General features: G+C 67.6%; 3 protein-coding genes. 1 reads left to right on the top strand and 2 read right to left on the bottom strand.

Translation table 11 applies throughout. The annotated features are described in order from the left end of the window. Positions 1-88 precede the first annotated feature (88 nt). Both QMX79_RS19730 and QMX79_RS19725 read right to left on the bottom strand, forming a co-directional pair. The gene (locus tag QMX79_RS19730) at positions 89-2,152 is read right to left on the bottom strand and encodes a S9 family peptidase (protein ID WP_282248287.1); all 2,064 of its coding nucleotides are present in this window, start codon (positions 2,150-2,152) and stop codon (positions 89-91) included. Between the two features lie 127 nt (positions 2,153-2,279). Further along, a complete protein-coding gene (locus QMX79_RS19725) occupies positions 2,280-4,250 on the bottom strand; it encodes an oligopeptide transporter, OPT family (protein WP_282248286.1) in 1,971 nt (656 codons plus the stop codon). Between the two features lie 123 nt (positions 4,251-4,373). Here QMX79_RS19725 and QMX79_RS19720 point away from each other — a divergent pair, with 123 nt between their 5' ends. Continuing rightward, positions 4,374-5,558: a heparan-alpha-glucosaminide N-acetyltransferase domain-containing protein gene (locus tag QMX79_RS19720; RefSeq protein ID WP_282248285.1), complete on the top strand. Its 1,185-nt coding sequence runs from the start codon at positions 4,374-4,376 to the stop codon at positions 5,556-5,558. Positions 5,559-5,697 lie beyond the last annotated feature (139 nt).

Here is a 5,697-nt window from a genome sequence, read left to right as displayed (position 1 = left end):
CACGGAATGGCGCGCGTGGATTGGGGGGGGCGCGGGCGCGTGGGGTAACCACATATGAACGCGCCGCCTTTCGGCGGCGCTTTCCACATCACTCGCCGATGTGCTGCTTCAGCCAGCCGTTTACCGTGTCGTGCCACTGCACGCTGTTCTGCGGCTTGAGCACCCAGTGGTTCTCGTCCGGGAAGTACAGGAACTTCGACTCGATGCCCTGGCGCTGCGCGGCCGTGAACGCGCCCAGGCCCTGTTCGACCGGAATGCGGAAGTCGAGCTGGCCGTGGATGACCAGGATCGGCTTCTTCCAGTCCGCCACGTGGTTGACCGGGTTGAACTTCTCGTAGTTCTGCGGCTTGTCGAACGGCGTGCCGCCCTGCTCCCACTCCGTGAACCACAGCTCTTCGGTGGCATAGCCCATCATGCGCTGGTCGAACACGCCGTCATGGTTGACCAGGCACTTCCACGGCTCGTTCCAGTTGCCGGCGATCCAGTTGACCATGAAGCCGCCGTAGCTGGCGCCCAGCGCACAGGCCTTGTCGCCGTTGAGGAACGGGTACTGCTTCTGCGCCGCCGCCCAGCCCTTCTGCAGGTCTTCCAGCGGGCGGTCGCCCCAGTGCTGGCTGATCGCATCGGTGAACGCCTGGCCGTAGCCGGTGGAACCGTGGAAATCGATCATCACCACCGCGTAGCCCTGGCCCGCGTAGGTCTGCGGGTTCCAGCGGTAGCTCCAGCCATTGCCGAAGCTGCCCTGCGGGCCGCCGTGGATCAGGAAGGCCACCGGGTAGCTCTTGCCTTCCTGGTAGTTGTACGGCTTGACCACGTAACCGTGCACGGTTTCGTTGTTCCAGCCCTTGAACTGGAACTGCTCGTAATCGCCGAAGGCCACGTCGGGCAGCATCTGGCCGGCGCTCGGGGTGATCTCGCGCGGGCTGCTGCCGTCGGCCTGGGCCACCACGATCTGGTCGCCGCTCTTCAGGCTGTTCTTCGTGTAGGCCAGCGTGCCGGCGGCGATCACCGGCGAGCCGATGCTGCCGCCTTCGGCGACGACCGTGGCCTTGCCGGTGGCGATGTCGATGTTGAACAGGCGGTGTTCGCCCAGGTCATCGGCGGCGGTGTAGAAGCTCTTTTCATCCTGCGACAGCACCACTTCACCGGCCGAACGGTCCCAGTCCGGGGCGATTTCGCGGGTCTTGCCCGAAGCCAGGTCGAGTGCGATCACGCCGAAACGGTCCGCCTCGAAGCCCGGGCGCTTCATCGCGCGGTAGTACAGGGTGTTGCCGTCGGCGCTGAACACCGGGCCGGCATCCCAGGCCGGGTTGGCGGCGGTCAGGTTGACCGGTGCCTGCTTGCCCTCGGCATCCAGGCGGTACAGGTCGAAGTTGGTCGACCACGCTTCTTCGCGGCCGGCCACGCGGATGCTGGCCACCACGCTCTTGCCATCCGGCGCCCAGGTGAAATCGTCATTGCCGCCGAACGGCTTGGACGGCGCATCGCCGGCCAGCGTGGCGCTGATCGCCGAAGCGCCCTTGACCGCAGCGGCCTTGGCAGCCGGCAGCGGGGCCACGAACAGGGTGTTGCGGCGGCCGTCGTTCCAGGTGTCCCAATGGCGCACGAACAGGCTGTCGAACACTTCACCGGTGTTCTTGCGCGCCTTGTGCGCGTCCAGCTTTTTGCTGGTGCAGGCCAGGTCCGAACCGCAGTCCTGGAACACGCCGGCGCTGAAGGCCACGCGGTCGCCCTGCGGCGAGATCTGGAAGCTGTCCACGTCCACCGCGAAATCGGTCAGCTGGCGCGGGGTGCCGCCGGCCAGCGGCATCGAGTACAGCTGCTGGCTGCCGCCCTTGGCGCTGAGGAAGTACACGGTCTGGCCATCGGCCGACAGCGCGGCCGAGTTTACGTTCCAGCCGGCCGGGGTGAGCGGCTTGGGCGGGGCCGCATCGCGGGTGCGCAGGTTGCGGATGAACAGGCCGGTGCTGGCCTTGCTGTCACTGCCGAGCACGCGCTTGGCGAACACCACGTTGCCGCCATCGGCGGTCAGCAGCGGGGCCGAAACCCGATCCAGCGCGATCATGTCGCGCACATCCAGGCCACGCGTGGCGGCCAGCGACGGCAGCGCGGTCAGCAGGCACAACGGCAACAGGGCGTAACGAAGCTTCATCGGGTTCTCCGCGGAACGGCAAAACGCCGATGGTAGGCCCTGTCATCCCCGTGAAGCAAAGGCCACACGTCATGGAAACGAAAAACCCCGCCGAAGCGGGGTTTTTCACGTTCAGATTGGCGCGCAATCAGACCGCGGTGGCCTTCTTGCCCGTGCGGTAGATAAGCCAGCCCACCACGAACAGCACCGCCAGGCCGATCCACTGCGCGGCCGGCAGGTGGAACGGCACGGCAAGCACGTCGGCACGGCTGCTGACCACGATCGGCACCGCGATGGCGATGCCCATCAGCGCTTCGCCGGTGATCAGGCCGGCGGCGAACAGCACGCCCGGCTTGTGCACGCGGTCGCGGCCTTCTTCATCGTCGGCGCGCACCTTGTGGAAACGCTCCACCAGGTAGGCGATCAGGCCGCCCAGGAAGATCGGCACCATCAGTTCCAGCGGCAGGTAGATACCGATGGCGGCGGCCAGCACCGGCACGCGGAAGCGGGCGTTGCGCGACTTCAGCCAGCTGTCGAAGGCGATGATCGCCGCACCCACCACGGCACCGATGCCGATGAAGGTCCACGGCAGTTCGCCACCGAACAGGCCCTTGGCCACCGAGGCCATCAGGTTGGCCTGCGGTGCGGCCAGCGCGTTCGGGTGCAGCTCGGACTTGACGCCGATGCCGTACGCGGTAGCCAGCAGGTTCAGCACCGGCGCCATGATCAGCGCACAGGAGAACGCACCGATGCCCAGCATCAGCTGCTGCTTCCACGGCGTGGCACCGACGATGTAGCCGGCCTTGAGGTCCTGCAGGTTGTCACCGCCGACGGCGGCGGCACAGCACACCACCGCGCCGATCATGATCGCGGCCACCGCACCCAGCGGTGCGCCACCGACGCCGACCGGGGTCAGCCCGTCCTTGCCCAGCAGCACCACCAGCACGGCCGAGGCGAACAGGATGGTGGAGATGGTGATGCCCGAGACCGGGTTGTTGGACGAGCCGATCAGGCCGGCCAGGTAGGCCGAGACCGAGACGAACAGGAAGCCGGCGACGATCATGATGAGGGTCATCGGGATCGACACGTGCCACTGGCCGACGATGGCCTGGTACAGCGCCAGCAGCGGCAGGGTGAAGGCCACCAGCGCCACCAGCATCCACTTCATCGGCAGGTCGCGTTCGGTGTGCGCCAGCGCCGGGCCGCTGCTCTTGCGCGCGGCGGCGAAGCCGCTCTTGACGCCGTTGAGCAGCGACTTGCGCAGCGAGATCAGGGTCCACACGCCGCCGATCAGCATCGCGCCCACGCCCAGGTAGCGCATCTTCGCGCCCCAGATGGCGAACGCCGCCTCGGTGGACGAGGCCGTGGCGATCGACGCGGCCAGGGCCGGATCGGTGTTCATGAAGAACGCCTGGTACAGCGGAATGGCGATGTGCCAGGTCAGGATCGAGCCGGACACCACCACGATGCCGACGTTGAGGCCGACGATATAGCCCACGCCCAGCAGCGCCGGCGACAGGTTGGTGCCGATGAAGGCGGTGATCTTGGAGCTGCCCACGTAGGCCGAGGTGGCCCAGGCATCGGGAATCAGGCGCATGCCGCTTTCCGCGGCCAGCTTCACCACCGCGCCGATCACCGCCGACAGGCCCAGGATCTTCAGGCCCGGGCCCGGGTTTTCACCGGCCTTGAGCACTTCGGCCGCAGCCTTGCCTTCGGGGAACGGAAGCGGGTCTTCGACGATCATCGAACGCCGCAGCGGCACCGAGAACAGCACGCCCAGCAGGCCGCCCAGGCCGGCGATGCCCAGCACCCACCAGTACTTGAAGTCCGGCCAGTAGCCCATGATCACCAGCGCCGGGATCGTGAAGATCACACCGGCGGCGATCGACGAACCGGCCGAAGCGCCGGTCTGCACGATGTTGTTTTCCAGGATCGTGCCGCCGCCCAGCAGGCGCAGCACCCCCATGGAGATCACCGCCGCCGGAATGGCCGTGGCGATGGTCAGGCCTGCGAACAGACCCAGGTAGGCGTTGGCCGCCGACAGGATCACCGCCAGCACGATGGCAAGCACCACCGCGCGGAATGTGAGCTGTTTGGGCGCAGCGTCGTCGTTGTTCATGGAAGCCCCTGCTGGCAAAAAATCCTGTCAAACCTAGCCTTCATGCAGTTGTAACGCAAGGCGGGTAGCGCCGGTCGCCGTAATCGGTAAACCCCGGGAAATGGCCGCGCAACCCGATTTGTAATGTTATATCCTGTCACGCCACCGACCGGCGCACCCGTGGCCCCAGCCTCTCCCCGCCTGACCTCCATCGACCAGCTGCGCGGCACCGTGATCGTGCTGATGCTGCTGGACCACGTGCGCGAAACCTTCTACCTGCACCAGCAGGTACCCGACCCGATGGTCGTGGACCAGGTCGAGCCCGCCCTGTTCGTCAGCCGCCTGCTCGCCCACCTGTGCGCCCCCGTGTTCGTGCTGCTCACCGGCCTGTCCGCGTGGCTGTACGGCAGCGGCCAGGCCAACCCCCGCCGCGCCGCCTCCGCCTTCCTGCTCAAGCGCGGCCTGTTCCTGATCCTGCTGGAACTGCTGGTGGTGAACTTCGCCTGGACCCTGCAGTTCCCGCCCAGCGTGCTCTACCTGCAGGTGATCTGGGCGATCGGCATCAGCATGGTCGCCCTGGCCGGCCTGCTCTGGCTGCCCCGCCCCGCCCTCGCCGCCCTGGCCCTGGTGGTGATTGCCGGCCACAACCTGCTCGACGGCATCCACGCCAGCGGCGACGGCCCGCTCGCCGTGCTCTGGAAAATCCTGCACCAGCGCGACTGGATCGCCGTCGGCGACGCCCTGCGCCTGCGCACCTCCTATCCCGTGCTGCCCTGGATCGCCGTCATCGCCCTCGGCTACACCCTCGGCCCCTGGTTCGCCCGCAATGGTGACCCCGCCCAACGCCAACGCCGCCTGCTGTGGGCCGGCGGCGGCGCCCTGCTCGGCTTCGCCCTGCTGCGCGCCGCCAACGTCTACGGCGACGCCCCCTGGCAGGCCCTGGCCAGCACCGGGCACACCCTGATGAGCGTCTTCAACGTCACCAAGTACCCCCCGTCCCTGCTGTTCCTGCTGCTCACCCTCGGCATCGGCCTGCCGCTCCTGCGCCTCTACGAACAGCCCCGCATCGCCCGCGCCCTGGCCCCGCTGGCCAACATCGGCGCCGCCCCGATGTTCTTTTACCTGCTGCACCTGTATGTGCTGAAGCTGCTGTACGTCGCCGCCGAAGCGCGTTGGGGCCAGACCCACGGCGCCTATTTCGCCGTGGACCACGTATGGACGCTGTGGCTGATCACCGCCGCGCTGGCGCTGGCCCTGTATTGGCCCACGCGCGCGTTCGCGCGCCTGAAGGCGCGCCGCAAAGACCTGGCCTGGTTGCGGTACCTGTAAGCCACGCAGGGCGTGGCTCTACCGATCCGCCTGCGTGAAATTCTGAGGGGTCGAGGGCGGGGGCACCCTGGCCGGACCTTGAGCAGCATGGATGCTGCGATGAGCCCCATGGATGGGTTCACGCGCGTCCGGCCAGGGT

This window comes from Stenotrophomonas sp. PS02300, from assembly GCF_029959395.1.
GTDB lineage: Bacteria > Pseudomonadota > Gammaproteobacteria > Xanthomonadales > Xanthomonadaceae > Stenotrophomonas > Stenotrophomonas maltophilia_AD.
The sequence above is the reverse complement of the archived record's forward strand: the minus strand, read 5'-3'. Positions and strand labels throughout refer to the sequence as shown.